A 20,201-nucleotide genomic window follows, 5' to 3' on the forward strand; every position below is an offset into this window, starting at 1 on the left:
AATCTTCAAAAATAATTTTTAAATTTTTTTTTCTATATACTTTTTATTATTTTCTTTTGCTGCATTTAACTCATTTTTGCTTTCTTTAAATTTTATTACTTTATAACCAAGAGCTGGTATTTTTACATCAATTAAAACATCTAGTTCGAAATATGGTGGCTCAGTAATAAAATCAAAACCTGTTGAAATTAATCTTTGCACATTTTCTCTTGGAGGATAATATTTTTCAGATAAAATTTCAGCCTTTACTCCTGATTCAAATTCTATATTTTTTGAATTAGTAACAATATGAATTTTCTTAAGACCGTCAAAATCATACAAGTCGGTATTGAGTACTATAACTTCATTATCATTCAATTCTATATTATCTGCTAATCTTTTTAATATAAGATTTTTAATTCCTTCAGCAATTTCTTTAGCTTCTTTTATTCTCTGATAAATATCAATTGCAACATCGTCACTTACACATCCACCAATGCTGTCATGAGCTTGATTTTGTAAAACTAATTTCCATAATCTATGTAATAGTCCTTTACCTATCTTAATTCCCAATTTTTCAGACATAACCATCATAGGTTCAATTTCTCTAATTATAGTTTGCTCTAAATTGAAATTTTCGATTTTTAATCCTGTTCTGGAAGAGCTTATGCTTCTATGCACCCTTGCATAAACAGGTTCTCTTAATTCTCCTCTATAAGCAGGTAAATCAGTCCTTTTTCTTATAATGTCAGCAAATTCTTCATAGTTCGATATTTTTATTTCATTTTCACTGAAACGATTTAGTTCATCAACTATAGAATTAATATTATGTAACATACTCTTCTGATCTATTCCTGAAGGAATAAGCACTTCTTCATTATTTCCTTTTTCGCTTAAAAAGTTTATAGAGGGATCTAATTTGTTTTCAACAAAATCTTTTTTATTATTTATAGAATCTAATGTCATTAATCCTGTCATATAACCAAAAGGAAAATAAATAGCATTGACACTTTTATCACCTAACCCTTTCCATTTAAAATATGGGGATGGCGAAATTTTATCAAAATTTATTCCTCTCCAAGCCATAAATGTGTCTATGCCCGCATGATTCAATATTGTAGGCAATTGAGAATTAAAACCAAAAGTATCTGGAAGATATCCTAACATCATAGGTTCTCCATATTTTATCTTTATATCATGAACACCTATAGTAAGATTTCTTAAAATTGATTCAGCATCTACTAACAATCCATCAGTTTGGCTATACCATGGCCCTACAAATAATCTATTTTCATTTATTAACTCTTTTATCAATGATAACTTTTCTGGATGAATTTCTAAATATTCATCCAAAATTGAAGACTGTCCATCTAAACAAAAATTTGCATCTTTATTTCTTTCTAGCTCTTCTAAAGCTTCTGTAAATACTTGATCACTTAGTACAATTGCATCTTCTTTAGTAAAATACCATTCTCTGTCCCAATGTGTGTGTTGTACAAAATATGCTTTAGTCATTTCTCTCCTCTACTTTTTTATGTTTTAATGATTTTAATAAATTAACCATCAATGCAGTTATAAGCCCACCAACTAAAATGGAAATTACATAACCAATAGGTTTATCTGTAAATGGTATTGCCATAAAAGTTGATAACATAGTCTGATGTGTCGCGCCAAACAAACCATTTAATCCTGCACCTATTGCAGAACCAACTACAATACTAGGTATTACTCTAAATGGATCATTTACGGCGAAAGGTATTGTTCCTTCCGTAATTCCTACAGCACCCATAATAATAGCTGTTTTTCCATTTTCAATTTCTTCTTTTGTATATAAATTTTTGTTCATTAAAGTAGCTAAGAACATTCCAAATGGTGGGATCGCAATAGCAAATAACATAGCAGTACTTGCCGCATATGCACCTGATGAAAATGATGCAACTCCGAATGCATAAGCAATTTTATTGATTGGACCACCCATATCAAACGCCATCATTCCACCTAGTAACGCTGATAACAACACTACATTAGTGCCAGACATGCCTTGCAGCCAATTAGTTATAGTTGTAGTCATTGAAGCTATTGGAGCCCCAATAATATACCAAAACACTAATCCAACTACTGCCGTTGTAACAGTTGGTATTAATATCAATGATTTTAATGTAATAACTTTCATTGGTATCTTTAATTTTTTTAACTCATTTGCTAGATAACCGCATGATAAACCAGTAATCATCCCGCCTATAAATCCAGTTCCCATTTCATTAGCTATCATACCTGTAATAAATGCTGGTGCTAATCCAGGTCTATCTGCAATAGAATACGCTACATAACCTGAAATCATTGGAACAATAAATTGAAGTCCCGTTTGACCAATCATTCTTACAACACCCCAAAAGGTATCAGTTGTATCCCAAACTGCTTGTCCACCAAAGATTACAGCTATCGATGTTAATAAACCAGCTGCAACAACTAATGGAATCATATATGAAACACCACTTTGGAAGTGTTTCATTACTCCTTTTTTATTTTTCATTATTTTCCTCCATTTTCTTCATATAGTTTAATAGCTTCTAATATAACTGATTCTCCATATTTTACTACATCATGAGTATCTTTATTAATTATAGTTTTTCCATCAAATCTATCTACATCAGATACATTTGTATCTACTGCAAAAATTACAATATCTGCACTATCTATATCCTCCTGTTCTAACCTATCTTCTACCCCCATAGCTCCTTGAGTTTCTACCAAAATATCTACATCGTGTTTTTTTGCAAATTTTTCTAAGTTTGCTTTAGCCATGTATGTGTGTGCTACTCCCGCAATACATGCTGTTACTCCTACGATTTTCATTGTTCCCCCCTTAATAATTTATATAATTCTTCTTTATTTTTACTTGTCTTTAATTTTTCTACAAAATCATCATCCATTAATTTCATTGATACATCCGCAAGCATCTTTAGATGTGTATTTCCTTCGCCTTCATCCGCCGCAAACATAATGATAATACTTATTTCTTCATTTTCAACTTCATCCCAAATAAATGGTTTTGAAAGCTTAGCAACTACGATTCCCGGTTTATTAACTGCATTGGTTTTACCATGTGGTATAGCAATCCCTTTACCAATACTTGTCGACATAGTCTCCTCTCTTTTATTTACCTCCTCGATATATTTTGATAAATCATTTAAATATCCATTTTTGTTGAAAACATTAGCTAGATACTTTATCGCATTCTCTTTATCTTCGATTTTTAAATTAAAAATAATATTATCTTTTTCTATATATTTCATAATCTTACTCCCCTAGAAAGAATTTTTATAACGTCTTTTTCATCTTTTGTATAACGTAAAGTGTTGATATTATTTTTATCAGAAATAAAATGATTAAAAAATTCATAAATTTTAAAAATTTTATCTTTAATAATTTGATTTAATCCAAAGAAAAATACTACGTATACAATATCTCCATCCCAATCAATTCCATTCTCATTAATATAAACATAAATAATAGGTTGTTTAATATATTCAATATTAGAATGAGGCATAGAAAAGTCATCTAAAGCTGTTGATGATAACTCTTCTCTTTGTAGAACATTATCCAAAATTCCCTTCTCCGCTAAGCCACTTTCTAATAATTTATCTGTTATATACTTCAACACTCCTTTATAATTTTCATTATATTTATTTGAAATTTTGATCATACTTAAAGAAATTAAATTAATAAATTCATTATTTTCGATATATTTGTTTTCGAATTCTTCATAAGAAACTTTACTCTCAATTTTTTTCACATCTACTTCATTCAGCATCGGACTTACAACAATAACAGGCGTTTCGCTATTTTCTATAGGTATAGTACTTATTACCAAATCTTCTATAATATCTGTATTTAAATATTCTCCAATTGATAAAACCCTATTAATTTTTATCTTATCTTTGAATTTATTTAAGATTCTCTGTTCCAAAAATTTGCTAGTACCATAACCACTACTACAAACTAAAACAACCGTGTATTCATCATCTTCTTTAATAGAAGAAATCATTTGTATATGTAGAGCTATAAAACTTAATTCATCTTCATTTAACTTAATACTAAATCTTTGTTCTAATCGTCTACCCAATGTAACACTTTGAGAAAATGCTAGTGGATATCCTTTTTTTATATCTATTTTATATGGATTTTTTATAGTAATATTTAACTTCAAGCGTCTTATTGCAGCATTCAAATGTAATATCATATTATTTAACGCTTTAATATTATTGTTTTTATTAATTATTGTGTTTTCTATTATTTCAATTAATTCATTTTTATATTCTAAATCTACTAAATTTGTCTTTTTACTTTTTTTATAAATCACTTTCTTTTCTATAGCATTCATATGAATTGCAATATAGTCTTTCTCTAAAACAGGAAAAATAATTTTAAACTCTTCTTCTATTTGATTAATAAGAGATGCTGCTGTTTTAGACTCATTTATTTCTAATTTGTCACTCGAATGTAAATAATTACCGTTTTTTATTCTTTCAATTGCAATTGCTATATGAATAATAAGAGATTGATATTCATATTCTGTTATGAAAATATTATTTTCTTTTATAAAGTCATTTATTATATCTGTTAATTTTTCCATAACTTCACTATCAATGAAATTACTGTTGTTATAATTAATATCTATTTTTATTCTTAATTCCTTATCATCAGCTACTAATCCACCCCAATAAAACTTCATAACTGAAGTTAACATTTTTCTCTTTACAATTTCACTTCCTTCTATTTTAATTCCATTTCTGTTACTAACATAGGTTAATCCTTTTGGAATCTTTCTTTCTCTTATTTCCCTTAAAGTATTCTCTAAAGTTGATCTACTTATATACATTTCTTCTGCTAAATCAATTATCTTTATATAGTTATTAGTCTGTAATAATCTCGACAATACATATACTTCCCTAGAATCTTTATCTGAAATATAGTCTCTATTTATTTCTATATCATCAATTATTTTAGCTAAATTACCTTCAACTTTAATGCCTTCTCCAGGTTTTATTATTATTTTTATATCTTTAACACATTTAAGTTCATATAAAATTTCATCTAGATATTCTTTTAAGGTTTTTTCTGAGATATTTAATTCTTTACAAATATCAGCATATGTAACATTGTTGTGTACAACTAAATAATTTAATATATCAAAAGAAGTTTTACTGATTCTCATTATTCTATCTCCTTATTTTCATTTAAATTATACAACCTATACCTTAATTCTAGTACATAATAAATTCCATTAATCAAACATAATATTTGAGTAGATAAAAGTATAAATTTAAGCCAATAAAAAAACACTTAAAACTAAAGTTTTAAATGTTTTTCTTTATACTATAAAATTGTTTTTACTATACACTAATAATCCAACTGTCTATAATATCTTCTTATTTCTGTTGGATGACAATTAATTCTTTCAATATGCGCATCTATTCTTGAATTAATCATTTTCATCACTAAATGAGATATACTTCCCCTATATTTTTCACTAATACCTGGTAAAGTATAGTCCTTTGTATCAATGATTGTATATCTTGAAGTAACTCTTGGTAAGAAGTTTGCCACTCTCTCACTTAATGGTCTTTGACTATCTTCTCCAACATATAACGTAACATTTGTGTCTCGATCAACAATTTCAAACATACCATGGAAAAATTCTCCACTATGAATAGATTTTGTTCTTAGCCAATGTTGTTCTTCCCAATAGCACATAGCGTATGAATATGTTGCTCCATACATATTGCCCGCTCCAACAAAATAATGTATTGGATCTTCATGATGATCTTCAGCAAATTTTTTAGCAAATTCTTCTGCTTCATAAGCTGTTTTAACTAATGCCTGTGGTAAATTTTCATCCATCTCTTTATAATATTCTTCATATTCAGGAAAAACTCCTTCTCTAAACATTAGTCTATCAGCAACCATAAAGAATTTTAATTGTTCATTTTGTGGATATGAAATAACATAGTCGGCATATTTTTCCATTGGTGTATTTTCTTTATCAATAAATGCTAATACAGTGGCTTTAGTTTGTTTTCTTAAAATTTCTAATGCTTTTATCATGTCATCTGTTGTTCCAGAAACTGAGGATAAAACAACAAGTGTATCATCTGTTATTCTTTTATTTCCGGTTACAAAATACTCATTAGAATTTTCTACAAAAAAGTCCAGTGAAGATTTTTCTCTCATATGAACTTCTGCTTGCATTGAAGAAGCATAAGTACCACCTACCCCAAACCAACAAATATTCTTAATTCCTTTGTCCCATATATTATCAATTATTTCATTAATTCTATCTCTTAATTTTAACGCTCCTGAAGTTGATTCTAATAATTCTTTCTCATCAAATTTAATCATTTTGTTCTCCTTTTTATACAAATACGCCAAAATACGCTCCTACTATACCTATTAATATTGTTACTAAGATTATCGCTATTACATTTACTTTCTTCTTAAGAAGCCAATAATATATCCATGTAACTGATAACCCAACAATTCCTGGCATAATTGAATTTAATATTTCTTGAATTGTTTGTGCACTTTCACCTTCACCAATAGTTGTAGCAAACTCAGTGTAAACCATTCCTGAGGCCATTCCACCTATAAGCATCATTGCTAATACTCCGGCTCCCATCATTAGTTTATCCATTGTACCTTTTCTTTGAAGTTCTGATAAATATGAAAATCCTAAATTATATCCTTTTTGTGCTCCTTTTATTCTCAAAAGAAAAGCAGGAATATTATAAATTAAAAAGTATAGTAATGGTCCTAATAGATTTCCTTTTAATGAGAAAGATAATCCTATACTCAATGCGATTATTCTAATCGCTCCTAAAAATATTGAATCACCGATACCTGAAAGTGGACCCATTAATGAAGCTTTTATTGATGATATTGCTGTAGGTTCAATTTCTCCCTCTTTTACAGCCTCTTCCATTGAAGCTACTACACCTCCAACAAATGGAGCAAATTGTGGTGTAATATTGAAAAATTCTAAATGTCTTTTTAGAGCTTTTTGATATCCCTCTGGATCATCATGATAGATCTTTCTTAGGGAAGGTTCCATCATGATACAAAAAGCTACATTCATCTGTCTTTCATAGTTCCATGAATATTCCATTCCTAAAGCGCCTTCATTTAAAGCCATCTTTAACATATCTTTATCTGTTAACATTTTTTTAGAATTCATCATCATCCTCCTCTTCATAATTTTGATTACCAGATGAAGTTGTTGCTACTGAAGATTTATCTGATAAAAATTCATAAGCCACTAATACGTAACATATACCTAATATTGCTATACCTAAAGTTGGCATATTTAAGAATGAGCTTAAAACAAATCCAACAAAGAAAAATGGAATCAATTCTTTCTTTATAACCATCTTCATAAGCATTGCAAAACCTAATGCAGGAAGTAATCCAGCTGCTGCTCCCAATCCTGTTATAATAAACTGAGGAACAGAGTCTAACACTCCTTGCATAGCATCAACACCTAATCTGTATGCTAAAAATACTAAAATGAATCTTCTAAATACTGTTAAGAATCCCATAAATCTATGTGTCCATTTGATTTGATTAATATTAGATTTATCTGCACCTCTATCAGCATATCTTAATGAGAATATTCCAATAATATCAATTAAGTTTCCAATCGCTAATGATAAAAGAGCTATAGGCATAGCTAATGCAAGTGCCACTTCAGCACCTTGTTTTGTTGATATAGCAAAAGCTGAGCCTAAAACACCACCAACTATAACATCCGGTGGTAGATATCCACCTATTGAAACTGCCCCCATAAAGAATAATTCTAAATTTGCACCAACAACTAATCCCGTATGTAAATCATTAAATAATAGCCCTACTAAAGGTCCTAATGTAATTGGTCTAAAAATGTAAAGTGTACCCATTTGGTAATCAAAAGTACCAAAAGCGGCAATTAGACCAAGAATAAGAGCCTGAACAGTCAAACTCATATTTTCCTCCTTTTTATAATAAATTTTTTACCAATTTTTTTGATTCACTTGCTAATTGTCTTATATCTATTTCTATACCTTTGTTAATTAACTCTTCTAGTGTAACTTCATCTTCTTTATCAATATAAAATGATTTCCCAATCTGCTTAGAATTTTGTGTTTTTTTTGCACCTCCTAAATTTAATTCTTTGATACTATCAACATTATCAATTAATTTTTTTGCATCTTTTATTGTTTCTGTAATGATAATCAATCTATATTTATCAGTAACTCCACTTGTTAAATTATCTATAGCATCGTTAATACTCTTTATTACAAGTTTTACACCTGATGGTTTAGCTAATTTCAAAGCTGTTTTCCACATTTCATTTTTAACAACATTATCACTTGCAATTAATATTGCATCTGCACTTAATGAGTTAGTCCATGAAAATGTCACCTGACCATGTAACAATCTATGATCAACTCTTGTTAATAAAATCATGATTTCCCCCTAAAATTTATCGTCCTCTATGTTAATACTTTCGCTTAAATTACAATTTATTAACCCATTTTTTGCTTCTTTAATACTCATTTTTATCAATTCATCAATTTCCATTTCTATATTTAATATTAAATATATTAATAGATATAAATTAGTTCCTGTAATTAATTTAATATCCTTAGTCCCTATAATTTTCATAAAAGCATTATTTACACTTCCGCCAAATAAATCAGTAAGACATATTATTTCATCATTTTCATCAAAGGAATCTAGAATATCACTTATTTCTTTTTCAACATCTTGTTCTTGATTTACATAACAATCTAAGCATGAAACAAAATTCTGCTCACCTAAAATGATTTTTGCTGAAGAATATAAACCACTTGCAAAATTTCCATGCCCTGCTAAAACTATTTTTTTCAACTATACCTCCTAATATTATTAAAAGATTGCTTATCTGCATTAAATGGATTTTTGTAGTATTTTTCAGAAGCTATCTCTAAACTCAAAAAATTACTATATCCATTCTCCTCTAAAATTCTTAAGTCATTAAGATAGTCTCTACTACCATCGCCAATAGCTAAGTGTCCTGTAGGATTACCATCTACAAAGTGTACATGTGCTATCTTATCACCAAATTTCTCAAAATATTCTTCAATATTTTCACCCGCTTTAGCCATTGCTCCTAAGTCAATACAAATATATAGATTATCTTCATTCACATCTGATAAATATTTTTCTAAATCAGAAATATTATTAACTAAATTTGTTTCAATTGGTTGAAGAGCTTCTATACATACCTTGATATTTTTTCTCAATGCATATTTGCAAATATTTCTTTGCATATTGACACTTCTTTCCCATGAAGTCTCTCTTTTTTTATCCAAAAAACCCCATCCAGATGTTGTAACTATTTTATCTGCTCCTACTTCATACGCAATATCAATAATTCTTTTATAATAGCTGAGAGTTCTATTCATTATATTCGAATTTGTACTTGCAATATTGTGTGGCTTTGGGTTAGTCTGTTCTGGACAAATACATTGTATTTTAATATCATATTTCTCAGAAAGAAATTTCAATGTTTCAACATCATCATTTTGTGAATAATCAACAAAAAAATGTTGAGGTGATGTCCAGATTTCAGCATATCTAAAACCTATGTTACTTATACTTTCAAAAAAAGTTTCTAATGAATAATATCTATAATGACAATTCATTGCACTAATATTAAATTTCATAATTGACCTCGATCTTTATTTAATCTAAGATTAACATCAAAAAAATTTTAGGGCAATCGTACATCATACGATTACCCTAATTTATAAACCACTTATTAAACCACTTATTTTTTCCTGATATATTTAAATTCAATATCCTCTAAATTAACATACGAATTAGTATATTCAACATTTATGTTGTCTTCTGTTTTTCCTATATATGTAGTCTTAAATACAGAAGTATCTTTTTTATTATCTAAAATAATGTTAACTTTTTCATCTACTATCACCTCAGTTATTTTATCAAATTTAACAGGTCTTTTACCTTTGTATTCCATATATTCATAAAGTGAAGATTCGCTAAAATCATATCTTATAGCATCAATAAATTGCTTAAATGGAAAATATGTATACTCTAAACTAGCTGGCTTTGAATCAACATATCTAATTCTACAAAGCTCATATATTGCATCAACTGAATTAAAAAATTTCTTAAAGTCTTTATTATCATAGATAACTTTAAAGGATAATACTCTGCTATTTGTATATCTACCTAGAGCAGACATATTTAAATTAAATGAATCTGGTGTAAAACTTGAAACTACCATCTTTCCTCTAGAATTTTTAATATTAGCTACAAAGGTACCACTACCATGTAATCTATATAAAATTCTATCTTCCACAAGCTTTGAAATGGCATTTCTAACGCTCATTCTATTTATATCTAAATCTTCAGAAATTTTTCTTTCTGACGGTATTTTTGATCCAGGCTTATATTCTAAATTGTGAATTTTATCAAGAATGTAATCTTGAACTTGTTTATAAAGATATTCCTTCATTATAATTATCCTCAAAAATAAAAGTTTCTAAATTTGTAAATTCTTCTTTATATAGAATTATTTCAGAATTCTGATAATATTTTGTTTTTATCAACAATATCTGATCACCGAAATTTACATTTAAGCTGCTACATTCACTATCTGAAGCATATACACATAACAAAGTTCTTTCAACTAAATTTACTGGATTTAAAAAGTTATCTTCAAATTTTAATAATTTAATTAAGGAATTTGTATTTGGTATATTTTCATTTAGATTTCTTTTTAGCAACCTAAAAACATTATGAGAGATAGTTTTATTTTCTCTATCCAAAATATCATATTTTAATAAAATTATTTCTTGATTATTTTTACAATTAAACAGTCTATCAGTAAATTTACTTCCTTTTTGACTAGATACTTCCAAGTTCTTTAATTTTACTGTATTAGTTTTATAAAAATTAATCCAAAATTTTTCATCGTCAATATTTCTTATATACTTTTTATTCATATAAATCACCTTAATTAAAAATATTTTATTATTAAATAAATTCTACCATATAAACTTTTATATTTTTGTTGAAACTCAAGAATGATTTTTTCCTATTAATAAATTTATCAGAATTTTATAAATGAAAATAAATATAGATATCAATATTAAAATCTATATTTTTATATTAATTTTAAATTTTAAGGGAGATTTATCATTTATCAAATAGCCTCCCTCAAATATATATTAAATTAATAAAATTCTTCCGTACTTTGTTCAAAATATTTTTTTAATTCATTAGGAACAAAAAAACCCTTATCAGTTACAATACACTTAACAAATTTTGAATCTGTATAATCAAAAGATGGATAATACCCTTTCACTTTTTCATTTACATGTTTAACACCATTAAACACTAAAACATCTTCTGGATTTCTCATTTCAATTTTAATATCTTCCCTAGATTTTTTTCCTTTATCTGGAATACCTGTAACATAGTACGGAACATTATAATTATCACACAATAAAGCTATTTGCAAAGTCCCAACTTTATTAACTACCGATCCATCTTCCAAGATAGTGTCCGCCGCAGAAGTGAAAACGTCAATCAGACCTTTACTTAATATATCAGCTACCATATTGTCTGTAATCACCGTAGTATCAAATCCTTCTTCAGCAAAACATGACGCTGTCAATCTTGCTCCTTGTAAAAACGGTCTTGTTTCTGCACATATTACTTTTATTTTTTTATTTCTCGATTTTAAAGCTCTTATTAAGGCACCAATGATAGTTTCTCCATAACATTGAGTAAGCAATGTTCCATTTTCAGGAATTAGTTTAACTAAATTATCTCCTACTTTCTGCATAGTAGAGTATCTTCTGTTTAAGGAGTTTATTGTATCTTCAACAATTGCAGATATTGGATCTACATTATTTATAATAGAAGTTTTAGCTATTTTTAGACATCTATCTGTAATCTTTCCATATCTACTTGCCGTAGTTACTCTAGAATTTTTTAATTCTTCACAAGCTTTTTCTAAATATTTTATTCTGTCTTCACCTTTCATGTTTCGAGATTCATAAGCCGCTAGTGCCATCCCCATACCAACCGCAGTATATGGTCCCGCACTCTGAGTAACAAGGTTTTGTATAGCCAAAACCACATCTTTATAACTATAACACTCTACATATTTTATTTCCTTAGGATAAACCCTTCTATCTAGAATCTTTACTATTCCATTTTCATACCAAGCAACATTTTCATACTTTAATAAAAATGGCATACCTTGATCTTCACGATTCATTGTTTCCCTCTTTCCTATAAGCATAATTTCAACACATCTATTATTTTTTTATTATCCAAAGGATAATAATGACCAATTTTAATTGTATTATTTTGAGTCGCTCGATTAGCCATATCTTCAAAATGAATAGAATCAATATCTAATTCACTTAATTTCGTTTTTAAACCTAATGATTTGAAAATATCCTCAAATTTATCCGCTAATACTATACACATTTCGGATTCTGTAAAAGAATTATAGTCAATATCAAATACCCTATTTGAAAGTTGAGCAATCTTCTTAGGATTTTTTCTAGACATATATCTTATATATCCTAATATAACAATAGCCATACCTTCTCCATGTGTCACATTATATTGTGCACTTATTTCATGTTCAATTCTATGTGAAGCCCAATCTGATTCCCTTCCAGTATCTAATAGATTGTTATGCGCAATTGTTGCTAACCATTGAATTTCTGATCTAACATTAATATTATTTGGATCTTTTATTATTTTATAAGCATTTAATAATAAAGCTTTTATTGCTCCTTCAATTAAATAGTCTGTAACATCTACATTTTTGACATTTGTAAAATATCTCTCAAGCAAATGAGATAAAATGTCAGCAATACCCACTGAAGTTTGGTAGAGAGGCAAGCTGAGAGTATACACAGGGTTCATTGCAGCAAAAACAGGAATTATACGATCATCTTCAAACCCTTTTTTATAAAGTCCGTTATTTATTATTGTAGCATTGGATGTTTCTGAGCCACTTGCTGGAATTGTTGATATTACCCCCACAGGAATAACTTCTACTATTTTAGCTTTTCCTTCAAAAAAATCCCAAACATCTCCCTCATATTTTATCCCAATAGATACAGCTTTAGCAGTGTCTATTGCACTCCCCCCACCTACCGCGATAATAAAATCGACCCTTTCCTCTCGAGAAATATTGATTAAATCTCTAGTCAGTTCGACTTTTGGGTTAGGTACTACTTTATCACTTTCTATCATATCAATACTTAAATCCTTACAAATATTAACAATATTATCATAAATTCCTAATTTTTTTACATATTCACCACCATAAATTAATAGCATTTTTCGTACTTTTCTTAATTCTAATACTTTTTTTATATCATCAAAGATAGTCTGACCAAAAAATATTTTGGATGGATTATAGTATTTAAAATCTAACATAGTATCTCCTTAAAAAATATTTACTAAATAAAAGTTAAGGCTTTATATTTTATACTTAACTAAAATAGTTTTTTGATTTATTTAATTCTTCTTTTTGACCATAACTTTTAAATTTATCTATTACAACATCAATCTCATTTTTTGATAGATAATTGGGTGTACCTGCACATAAACATTTCCATTGAATTTCAGACACCCATTCACATGTAGCTGCAAGACCATATGCAGCATTAAGACTTTTTCCCACAGTTATTATCCCATGATTTTCCATTAAACAAGCATTGCATTCACCTATTGTATTATAAACAGACTTTGCTAATTCTTTTGTACCGTATGTATGATACGGTGAAATAGGGACTTCAGCCGCGCCTACATCTGCTAATACGTAATGAACCGGCTTTATCGTTTGTTTCATAGACGCAAGAACTGTACAATAAATAGAATGAGTATGAACAACAGAATTTATACTGTCTCTTAATTTATACATATAAATGTGTAAATCACATTCACTAGACGGCTTTCTATTTCCTTCAATTATATTTTTACTCATATCTATAACTACTATATCTTCTGGTTTAAGTTCTAAATAATTCATACCAGAAGGAGTAATAGCAATATAATTAAATTCTCTATTTATTATACTAATGTTTCCTGCTGTTCCTTTCGTTAAATTATCTTCTACTAGTTTTTTTGAGTAAGCACATATTTCTTCTCTTTCTTTTTTCATCAACATAATTTACTCCTATCGATTAATTTTTACTGTACTATATTGTTTAATAATTTCATCTCCACATCTAATATTTTTTCGATTAATTATTAGTGTAATTCCTAATTCAATGAGCTGTTTGTGTAATTTATATTTATCTACGGTTTCTATATCTGTGACTTCTAACACTTTTGAGTCCCCAACAGTTCTTCGGATAATTTCTGTACCGGCATATCCTAAAGAATCAGATAATATTTCGTCTAAATACTGATTCATGAATTCATTATTATATATAGGTAATTTAACTCTTTCCTTAAATTTATTTTTAAATTTTTTACTAAATAAATCATATATTTCTGAAATTTGATTTTTTACCCATTCTATATATTCTGTATTTTCAGGATCTGTTATTTCTTTGTTTGCTAAAGAAAAAAATAGATTTCCAATTACATTCCCAATATCATAACCAGCAGGCCCATAAAATGCAAATTCTGGATCAATAACCTTGATTCCATTTTGATTAATAAAAATTGAACCCGAATGTAAATCTCCATGTATCAACGACTGTGAATAATTCATAAACCTATTTCTTAAATATCCTACTTCCGTATGTAACTTTTGATTATTATATAGATTTTCTTCAACAAATTGTTCTAAACCTTCAACAATAATATTTCTATTTTTATAGTTATAATAAGGTTCAGTAAATACTAAATCCTCTGAAATATCACATAAATCAATATTAGTAAATAATTTCACTTTCTCTTTCTTTTCATGTCTATCAATAATCAAATCAGTTGTTTCTAATAGAGTTTCAACTAAGTAAGTTGTTATATCTTTTGAAAAATTATTAAAAATTTTTCCTTTGTTAATTTCATATCTCATATTTTTATATTCAGAAATATCTTCCATTATCATACAATACATATTATTATCATAATAATATACTTTTGGAACATATTTAGGAACTAATTCATTTTGTTTTTTTAATATTTCATATTCTATTTTATTTCTATTTAAATCTAAGTTTCTTCCTGAAGATCTCAATTTATCATCAGCTTGTTTTACTACTACAGAATTATCTGTATCTTCATCCCAAACTTTAAATACATAATTAATATTCCCATCACTTAGCTCTTTAGATTTTAAATTAATACTATTTTTAAAAATATCCAATTTATCTTTTACAAAATCGATTACAGTATTTTCATTCAATAAAAAATGAGAATCATATATATTTTTCATTTATCCCCCTTTATTTATCAGCTAACTTTTTAGCTCTTTTATATCCTATACCGAATATTATAAATAATAAGCCAAAAATGACCATTAATATTGAATACCATACAAATGGCATTATGGATACAGGCGAAATGCCAGCCATAGTGCCTGCCACTAGCAATTGTCCTGCGTATGGAGTTAATCCATTAAAAGCTGATGAAAATAAGTCTAATATACTAGCAGTTCTTGCAGGAGCTATATCATATTGTTGAGATACATCTTTCGCAATTGGACCTACCGCAATTATTGCCATAGTATTATTAGTTGTAAATACATCTACCAAAGATACCAAAACTGCTATACTTATTTCTGCACCCTTTCTAGATTTTGTATTCTTAGCTAAATTGTTAAGTAACCAATCAATACCTCCAAGGTATTTCATCATACCAATAACACCGCCAACAAAAACTGCAATTATCGCCATATCTTGCATCCATTTCATTCCTTCATGAATAACCTTAAAACTTTCAATCAAAGTAAAATCATTATGTACAATTCCAATACCTAGACCAACTAGTATTGAAATCCCCATAGCTGGTATTACATGTAACCCTGCTAAAGATAATCCTATTATTAACACATAAGGTAATAAATTAATAATATTAATCTCTCCAGGTGCTACTATACTTGTAGCGTCTATCGGCCAAAAAGCTAAAGCCAAAATTGTAATTATTACCGCCGGTAAAACCATTATTATATTAGCTTTAAATTTATCTCTCATTGCTACATTCTGTGTAGCAGTTGCTGCTATTGTAGTATCAGAAATAAAAGATAAATTATCTCCAAACATCGCTCCACCAACTACAATTCCACAAACCAAAGGCAAACTCACCGCTGTTTTTGCTGCTATGTCAATTGCAATAGGTATCAAAGCAGCCACCGTTCCCATGGAAGTTCCCATAGAAAAACTTAATATACAAGCTATAATAAATAATCCAGGTAGTATAAGCCTAGCAGGTAATATTGAAATACCTAAATTTGTGACAGTATCTGTAGCATGCATAGAACCGGCTACACTATAAAACGCCCCAGCTAACATGTAAATAATTACCATTAATATTAAAGTGTCATCTCCACCACCTTCGCAAAATATTTTCACTTTTTCTTCAAAAGATTTCTTTTCTGCAACAGGGCTACTAATAATAAAAGACACTATTGTTGCAATAAACATTCCCACTAATAATGGTAAATTATCAAAACTTCCAGTTCCAATCCCCATAACAAAATATATTACTAAAAATGTTAATAAAGGGATAAATCCAATAAAACTTCCTTTATTTATTTTGTTAGTATTTACTTCCATATTATCCTCCAGATTTAATTATTTTTTACTAACTCATTACAACAACATATTACAACATTTTCCAACATAAGTCAACATGAAAACGAGTTCTTTTTTATTTTTAATTAATAAAATTGTGTGCTTTTGTTGTTTTGCTTTTTTTTCTTAATATATATATAATATTTGTAATAAGAAATAGGAGTCAATATGTTAAAAATTGATAGACATAAATTCATATTAAATGAAATTAATGCTAATGGAAGTGTTATGATTTCCGAAATGAGCAATATATTAAATTGCAGCGAAGAAACAATAAGAAGAGATTTTAAAGAATTAGAGAACAAAGGACTATTAAAAAGAATACATGGTGGAGCATTTCTACCAGATAAAGAAGATAAAGGCGCGCCAATACAATTAAGGGAAAAATATTTTTCCAAAGAAAAAAATGATATCGCAACATATGTTATTAATAATTTTTTAAATGACAATGATACCATAATGCTAGACAGTAGCACCACATGTTTAACCCTAGCTAAAGCTATTATTAAACATGACCTTAATTTAACTATTATTACAAACTCACTAAAAATAATGGAACTATTTGATAATAACAAAACAGGAATAACACTCATATCAATAGGTGGTTTATATAGAAAAAGATCTAGTTCATTTATAGGTTATAGAGCATTAGAAAACATATCTACTTATCTATCTGATAAATGTTTCATATCTCCTTCCGCTATAAGTATAAAACATGGTTTATTAGATAATAATCAGAATGAAGCTGAAATAAAAAAATATTTTTTGAAACATTCTAAAAAATGTTTCTTCATAGGAGATAATACAAAATTTCATGACTCTGCAGAATATATTATCTCTCCACTAAATACATTGGATTATGTTGTTTCGAATTTAAATCTTTCAGATGAATGGATTGAGGTATTAGAAAAAAATAAAATACATCATAGTTTTTTAAAATAATTGTTTTACAAACTATTACATCTACTTACTGAATCTAAGAGTTAACTATTTATAAAATAATTCTATAGCCCCATAGTAAAAGGGGCTATTTTTCACTTAGAATTTATGTTAACTACGAATAATTCCAAAAGATACTAAAAAATCTAACAAAATTTCTATTATTTATAATATTAAACGCATTAAATTCAAAGCTTAATATACCCCCCTACTCCTCAAGCAACCAGTCCACTATATAAGCAACTTTTATACCAGAAATTTCATTCACGCCTTCATATCTACCAGTGATTAGTGTCTTCTTAAAATTATCTTTTATTAATAATAAGTTGTCCGTTTCGTGGGTGTTTTGTGGGATTTGGTAGGTGACTTGTTAGTATTCTGTAAAATAGGAAGTATACTTCCAACTTTTACGATTTTTCGTGTTATTGGAAATATACTTCCTATCTATTTTATCTTATTAAGATTTACCACTTCCAATTTTCAGGTAAATCATGTTCAGGATTTCTTAGATCATATACTGAAGCGTTATATAATCTTGAAGATTCAAATAAGTCTTCTTCTAAGCTATAGTAGGCTCTAGGCCTTTTCACTATTCGTTTAGCAATATTTTTTAATTTAGTTTTCCTTTTTTCAGGCGCAGTTTTTATAAGCTCAACTTCTCTATCCCCCATAGATGCATAGCGAATATCATAGCACAATCCAATAACATTAACTTAACCCCATAATACGGATCGATAATATCCTCTTCTTCTGTTGTGATTCTGTAAATGCTATCTACTAAATCATAGAAATCGTGATAATCTCCTTTTATTGTAATTCCTGTCAACTTTTCTGTCGGCTTCATTGTAATCATAGTTCTCTCCTTGTATTGAAAATTTAGAAGTCGTTTTTTTTTATTATATCTTAAAACAAGAAAAATGTCGTTAATATTTGAATAAATGTATTTAGTCGTGGGAATAGGAAAATAGGGATTTATTTATCTAAACTTATAAATCTATTTAATAGAAATCTTATCTAACATATCATAAAACTCTTTGTTTCCTTCTTTAATTTCATAAAATGTAGAATTATCACCTGGCATTGATTCATGCAATTCTAAAATATTGTTGTCTGAAACACTAACAAGATACTGTTTATTCTTAAATTTTGCAGACATTGTGTACATTTTATTCCATTTTTCAAAGTGTTTATTTCTGTGAATTTTAAATTTCATATTTTGAACAATTTTAAGTAATTCCTTGTTTTGTTCAGCTGTTATATCAAATGTATCTGGTTTAAGATTTTCTTTATTTAAATCATCTGATGTTATCACATTAATATTTTGAAACTCAAAATCATTTGAAAATATTTCATTTCCAGATTTTATTCTATTTTTATTAAACCACATTATTATTAAAATGATAAATGCGATTAAAATTATTGGATAAATAAAATTTCTATGTTTTTTCATAATTTCATCCTTTTTTAATAAAATTATTCGCTCAAACTCTCCCCGATTGCATTTAGTCGTTCTTCCCATTCTTCCCTACTTAGGTTATGTTCAGTAACGTATCTATTTCTTTCGTGCTTTCTGCATTCTGGTGAGCAGGAACGTAAATATTTATGTTCATTTTCTTCTGACATTAGTGTTTGTCTATTGCATTCTGGGTTGGCGCAATTTCTGTATCTTTCACATGGCGTACCATCGAAGTAATCGCGACCAGTGATTGATGGATCAACATGGTTGATTGGGACGGAGATTCTTTCATCGAATACATACATGCTTCCTTCCCATAGTTCTCCTTTAACTTCTGGATCTTTTCCATAAGTATCTATACCACCATGAAGTTGTCCAACTTGGTCAGAAATGCCTTCTCTTAGCATCCAGCCTGAGAATTTTTCACAACGAACACCACCAGTGCAATACATTGCGACTTTTTTGTCCTTAAATAATTCTTCGTTTTCTTTTATCCATTCTGGAAGTTCACGGAAGTTTCTAATATCTGGTCTAATCGCTCCTTTGAAATGACCTAAGTCGTATTCGTAGTCATTTCTTGTATCAAGTACGATTGTGTCTTCATCTAAAATCGCTTCCTTAAATTCCTTTGGATTTAGATATTTTCCTGTTGTTTCATTTGGTGAAAAATCGTCTTCTAGGTTTAATGAAACAATTTCTTTTCTAAATTTTACTGACATCCTTGGATGTGTAAAATCATCCGCTTCATCTTCCTTAAACCATACATCTTCAAATCCTTTTAATGAATGAAGGAATTGTTTATATTTTTCAGTTTGTTCGACAGTACCTGAAACTGTACCATTGATACCTTCATATCCAACGATAATTCGACCCTTTAATCCTGTATTTTTACAAAATTCTAAATGTTCATCTCTGAACGCTTCCGGATCTTCTATATTTTGATATTTATAATATAGTAAAACTCTATAATTTTTTGACATATGTCCCCCTTTTATGTATAACTA

Annotated in this window: 23 protein-coding genes; 1 reads left to right on the forward strand and 22 read right to left on the reverse strand. The window is 28.3% G+C overall.

The genetic code is table 11. The features are described 5' to 3' along the window. Positions 1-18: 18 nt before the first annotated feature. The 18 genes from HMPREF9709_RS10160 to HMPREF9709_RS07570 form a co-directional block, all read right to left on the reverse strand. Complete coding sequence (locus tag HMPREF9709_RS10160) at positions 19-1,494, reverse strand: glycoside hydrolase family 38 N-terminal domain-containing protein (protein ID WP_005399000.1); 1,476 nt, start codon at positions 1,492-1,494, stop codon at positions 19-21. Further along, positions 1,487-2,512 (reverse strand): PTS fructose transporter subunit IIC, encoded by a 1,026-nt coding sequence (locus HMPREF9709_RS07490; RefSeq protein ID WP_005399001.1) that lies wholly within the window; start codon positions 2,510-2,512, stop codon positions 1,487-1,489. The genes HMPREF9709_RS10160 and HMPREF9709_RS07490 overlap by 8 nt, the downstream gene beginning before the upstream one ends. Continuing rightward, positions 2,512-2,835, reverse strand: a complete 324-nt coding sequence (locus HMPREF9709_RS07495; protein WP_005399002.1) for a PTS fructose transporter subunit IIB — start codon at positions 2,833-2,835, stop codon at positions 2,512-2,514. Before HMPREF9709_RS07495 ends, HMPREF9709_RS07490 begins: the two co-directional genes overlap by 1 nt. Continuing rightward, complete coding sequence (locus tag HMPREF9709_RS07500; protein ID WP_005399003.1) at positions 2,832-3,275, reverse strand: PTS sugar transporter subunit IIA; 444 nt, start codon at positions 3,273-3,275, stop codon at positions 2,832-2,834. Before HMPREF9709_RS07500 ends, HMPREF9709_RS07495 begins: the two co-directional genes overlap by 4 nt. Next, on the reverse strand, positions 3,272-5,197 hold the full coding sequence (locus HMPREF9709_RS07505; protein WP_005399004.1) for a BglG family transcription antiterminator: 1,926 nt from the start codon (positions 5,195-5,197) through the stop codon (positions 3,272-3,274). Before HMPREF9709_RS07505 ends, HMPREF9709_RS07500 begins: the two co-directional genes overlap by 4 nt. A 185-nt stretch (positions 5,198-5,382) precedes the next feature. Next, positions 5,383-6,381, reverse strand: coding sequence for an SIS domain-containing protein (locus HMPREF9709_RS07510; RefSeq protein WP_005399005.1), 999 nt, complete (start codon positions 6,379-6,381; stop codon positions 5,383-5,385). A 13-nt stretch (positions 6,382-6,394) separates the two neighbouring features. After that, positions 6,395-7,213 carry a PTS system mannose/fructose/sorbose family transporter subunit IID gene (locus HMPREF9709_RS07515; protein ID WP_005399006.1) on the reverse strand — a complete coding sequence of 273 codons (819 nt, stop codon included), beginning with the start codon at positions 7,211-7,213 and terminating at the stop codon, positions 6,395-6,397. Next, on the reverse strand, positions 7,203-7,997 hold the full coding sequence (locus tag HMPREF9709_RS07520; protein WP_005399007.1) for a PTS mannose/fructose/sorbose/N-acetylgalactosamine transporter subunit IIC: 795 nt from the start codon (positions 7,995-7,997) through the stop codon (positions 7,203-7,205). Before HMPREF9709_RS07520 ends, HMPREF9709_RS07515 begins: the two co-directional genes overlap by 11 nt. 13 nt (positions 7,998-8,010) lie before the next feature. Continuing rightward, on the reverse strand, positions 8,011-8,481 hold the full coding sequence (locus HMPREF9709_RS07525; protein WP_005399008.1) for a PTS sugar transporter subunit IIB: 471 nt from the start codon (positions 8,479-8,481) through the stop codon (positions 8,011-8,013). Positions 8,482-8,490: 9 nt separating this feature from the next. Beyond that, the gene (locus HMPREF9709_RS07530; RefSeq protein ID WP_005399009.1) at positions 8,491-8,904 is read right to left on the reverse strand and encodes a PTS sugar transporter subunit IIA; all 414 of its coding nucleotides are present in this window, start codon (positions 8,902-8,904) and stop codon (positions 8,491-8,493) included. Further along, positions 8,901-9,722: a sugar phosphate isomerase/epimerase family protein gene (locus HMPREF9709_RS07535; protein ID WP_005399010.1), complete on the reverse strand. Its 822-nt coding sequence runs from the start codon at positions 9,720-9,722 to the stop codon at positions 8,901-8,903. The genes HMPREF9709_RS07530 and HMPREF9709_RS07535 overlap by 4 nt, the downstream gene beginning before the upstream one ends. A 104-nt stretch (positions 9,723-9,826) precedes the next feature. Further along, the gene (locus HMPREF9709_RS07540) at positions 9,827-10,540 is read right to left on the reverse strand and encodes a GntR family transcriptional regulator (RefSeq protein ID WP_005399011.1); all 714 of its coding nucleotides are present in this window, start codon (positions 10,538-10,540) and stop codon (positions 9,827-9,829) included. Beyond that, positions 10,521-11,030 carry a hypothetical protein gene (locus tag HMPREF9709_RS07545; RefSeq protein WP_005399012.1) on the reverse strand — a complete coding sequence of 170 codons (510 nt, stop codon included), beginning with the start codon at positions 11,028-11,030 and terminating at the stop codon, positions 10,521-10,523. The genes HMPREF9709_RS07540 and HMPREF9709_RS07545 overlap by 20 nt, the downstream gene beginning before the upstream one ends. A gap of 230 nt (positions 11,031-11,260) precedes the next feature. Further along, positions 11,261-12,313: a s-methyl-5-thioribose-1-phosphate isomerase gene (locus tag HMPREF9709_RS07550; protein ID WP_005399013.1), complete on the reverse strand. Its 1,053-nt coding sequence runs from the start codon at positions 12,311-12,313 to the stop codon at positions 11,261-11,263. 14 nt (positions 12,314-12,327) lie between these two features. Further along, on the reverse strand, positions 12,328-13,494 hold the full coding sequence (locus HMPREF9709_RS07555; RefSeq protein ID WP_005399014.1) for an iron-containing alcohol dehydrogenase: 1,167 nt from the start codon (positions 13,492-13,494) through the stop codon (positions 12,328-12,330). Positions 13,495-13,549: 55 nt separating this feature from the next. Continuing rightward, positions 13,550-14,227: a class II aldolase/adducin family protein gene (locus HMPREF9709_RS07560; RefSeq protein WP_005399015.1), complete on the reverse strand. Its 678-nt coding sequence runs from the start codon at positions 14,225-14,227 to the stop codon at positions 13,550-13,552. A gap of 9 nt (positions 14,228-14,236) precedes the next feature. Further along, positions 14,237-15,445 carry an S-methyl-5-thioribose kinase gene (gene mtnK / locus HMPREF9709_RS07565; protein ID WP_005399016.1) on the reverse strand — a complete coding sequence of 403 codons (1,209 nt, stop codon included), beginning with the start codon at positions 15,443-15,445 and terminating at the stop codon, positions 14,237-14,239. A gap of 10 nt (positions 15,446-15,455) precedes the next feature. Continuing rightward, positions 15,456-16,784 carry a Na+/H+ antiporter NhaC family protein gene (locus HMPREF9709_RS07570; protein WP_005399017.1) on the reverse strand — a complete coding sequence of 443 codons (1,329 nt, stop codon included), beginning with the start codon at positions 16,782-16,784 and terminating at the stop codon, positions 15,456-15,458. Between the two features lie 186 nt (positions 16,785-16,970). On the opposite strand from HMPREF9709_RS07570, the gene HMPREF9709_RS07575 reads away from it, so the two are divergent. Next, on the forward strand, positions 16,971-17,744 hold the full coding sequence (locus tag HMPREF9709_RS07575; protein WP_005399018.1) for a DeoR/GlpR family DNA-binding transcription regulator: 774 nt from the start codon (positions 16,971-16,973) through the stop codon (positions 17,742-17,744). Between the two features lie 461 nt (positions 17,745-18,205). Here HMPREF9709_RS07575 and HMPREF9709_RS07580 read toward each other — a convergent pair whose 3' ends face one another. The 4 genes from HMPREF9709_RS07580 to trhO form a co-directional block, all read right to left on the reverse strand. Beyond that, positions 18,206-18,412, reverse strand: a complete 207-nt coding sequence (locus HMPREF9709_RS07580) for a DUF6904 family protein (RefSeq protein ID WP_005399019.1) — start codon at positions 18,410-18,412, stop codon at positions 18,206-18,208. After that, complete coding sequence (locus HMPREF9709_RS07585; RefSeq protein ID WP_005399020.1) at positions 18,385-18,594, reverse strand: DUF6904 family protein; 210 nt, start codon at positions 18,592-18,594, stop codon at positions 18,385-18,387. The genes HMPREF9709_RS07580 and HMPREF9709_RS07585 overlap by 28 nt, the downstream gene beginning before the upstream one ends. 141 nt (positions 18,595-18,735) lie before the next feature. Beyond that, positions 18,736-19,191, reverse strand: coding sequence for a hypothetical protein (locus tag HMPREF9709_RS07590; RefSeq protein ID WP_040463919.1), 456 nt, complete (start codon positions 19,189-19,191; stop codon positions 18,736-18,738). A gap of 23 nt (positions 19,192-19,214) precedes the next feature. Beyond that, the gene (gene trhO, locus HMPREF9709_RS07595; RefSeq protein WP_005399022.1) at positions 19,215-20,177 is read right to left on the reverse strand and encodes an oxygen-dependent tRNA uridine(34) hydroxylase TrhO; all 963 of its coding nucleotides are present in this window, start codon (positions 20,175-20,177) and stop codon (positions 19,215-19,217) included. Positions 20,178-20,201: the final 24 nt, after the last annotated feature.

The organism is Helcococcus kunzii ATCC 51366 (assembly GCF_000245755.1).
Classification (GTDB): domain Bacteria; phylum Bacillota; class Clostridia; order Tissierellales; family Peptoniphilaceae; genus Helcococcus; species Helcococcus kunzii.

Coding starts and splice junctions, on each gene's coding strand:
- HMPREF9709_RS10160 (WP_005399000.1), bottom strand. CDS start 1,494: ATGACTAAAGCATATTTTGTACAACACACACATTGGGACAGAGAATGG.
- HMPREF9709_RS07490 (WP_005399001.1), bottom strand. CDS start 2,512: ATGAAAAATAAAAAAGGAGTAATGAAACACTTCCAAAGTGGTGTTTCA.
- HMPREF9709_RS07495 (WP_005399002.1), bottom strand. CDS start 2,835: ATGAAAATCGTAGGAGTAACAGCATGTATTGCGGGAGTAGCACACACA.
- HMPREF9709_RS07500 (WP_005399003.1), bottom strand. CDS start 3,275: ATGAAATATATAGAAAAAGATAATATTATTTTTAATTTAAAAATCGAA.
- HMPREF9709_RS07505 (WP_005399004.1), bottom strand. CDS start 5,197: ATGAGAATCAGTAAAACTTCTTTTGATATATTAAATTATTTAGTTGTA.
- HMPREF9709_RS07510 (WP_005399005.1), bottom strand. CDS start 6,381: ATGATTAAATTTGATGAGAAAGAATTATTAGAATCAACTTCAGGAGCG.
- HMPREF9709_RS07515 (WP_005399006.1), bottom strand. CDS start 7,213: ATGAATTCTAAAAAAATGTTAACAGATAAAGATATGTTAAAGATGGCT.
- HMPREF9709_RS07520 (WP_005399007.1), bottom strand. CDS start 7,997: ATGAGTTTGACTGTTCAGGCTCTTATTCTTGGTCTAATTGCCGCTTTT.
- HMPREF9709_RS07525 (WP_005399008.1), bottom strand. CDS start 8,481: ATGATTTTATTAACAAGAGTTGATCATAGATTGTTACATGGTCAGGTG.
- HMPREF9709_RS07535 (WP_005399010.1), bottom strand. CDS start 9,722: ATGAAATTTAATATTAGTGCAATGAATTGTCATTATAGATATTATTCA.
- HMPREF9709_RS07540 (WP_005399011.1), bottom strand. CDS start 10,540: ATGAAGGAATATCTTTATAAACAAGTTCAAGATTACATTCTTGATAAA.
- HMPREF9709_RS07545 (WP_005399012.1), bottom strand. CDS start 11,030: ATGAATAAAAAGTATATAAGAAATATTGACGATGAAAAATTTTGGATT.
- HMPREF9709_RS07550 (WP_005399013.1), bottom strand. CDS start 12,313: ATGAATCGTGAAGATCAAGGTATGCCATTTTTATTAAAGTATGAAAAT.
- HMPREF9709_RS07555 (WP_005399014.1), bottom strand. CDS start 13,494: ATGTTAGATTTTAAATACTATAATCCATCCAAAATATTTTTTGGTCAG.
- HMPREF9709_RS07560 (WP_005399015.1), bottom strand. CDS start 14,227: ATGTTGATGAAAAAAGAAAGAGAAGAAATATGTGCTTACTCAAAAAAA.
- mtnK (WP_005399016.1), bottom strand. CDS start 15,445: ATGAAAAATATATATGATTCTCATTTTTTATTGAATGAAAATACTGTA.
- HMPREF9709_RS07570 (WP_005399017.1), bottom strand. CDS start 16,784: ATGGAAGTAAATACTAACAAAATAAATAAAGGAAGTTTTATTGGATTT.
- HMPREF9709_RS07575 (WP_005399018.1), top strand. CDS start 16,971: ATGTTAAAAATTGATAGACATAAATTCATATTAAATGAAATTAATGCT.
- HMPREF9709_RS07580 (WP_005399019.1), bottom strand. CDS start 18,412: ATGGGGGATAGAGAAGTTGAGCTTATAAAAACTGCGCCTGAAAAAAGG.
- HMPREF9709_RS07585 (WP_005399020.1), bottom strand. CDS start 18,594: ATGATTACAATGAAGCCGACAGAAAAGTTGACAGGAATTACAATAAAA.
- HMPREF9709_RS07590 (WP_040463919.1), bottom strand. CDS start 19,191: ATGAAAAAACATAGAAATTTTATTTATCCAATAATTTTAATCGCATTT.
- trhO (WP_005399022.1), bottom strand. CDS start 20,177: ATGTCAAAAAATTATAGAGTTTTACTATATTATAAATATCAAAATATA.